The sequence below is a fragment of the Bacillus sp. SIMBA_026 genome, from assembly GCF_046535335.1.
Classification (GTDB): Bacteria; Bacillota; Bacilli; order Bacillales; family Bacillaceae; genus Bacillus; species Bacillus velezensis.
Genome location: NZ_JAWRWX010000539.1, coordinates 1 through 230, shown reverse-complemented (window position 1 = coordinate 230; position 230 = coordinate 1). Strand labels below are relative to the sequence as shown.

At 62.2% G+C, this 230-nt stretch carries 1 pseudogene; it reads left to right on the top strand.

The features are described from left to right. Positions 1-16: 16 nt before the first annotated feature. Positions 17-230, top strand: a pseudogene (locus SB847_RS22460) (hypothetical protein); the annotation flags it as partial.

The following is a 230-nucleotide window of genomic DNA, read 5'->3' as shown; positions in this document are numbered from 1 at the left end:
CGATCGGGACGCGGCCGTGGCAACCTGGGCGAATCACCCGGAATTCAAGGCGGACTGGGGACTGGGTGCCATGAATGCCCAGCACGCCTATGCTTTGGGATTCAGCGGTGCGGGCGTCAAACTCGGTGCAGTGGACTCCGGCTATTTGTCGTCGCACCAGGAGTTCGCGGGACGCGTCAATGCCCTGAGCGTTACGGGTACCTATCTGAACGATGGCGAGCAACTGGACC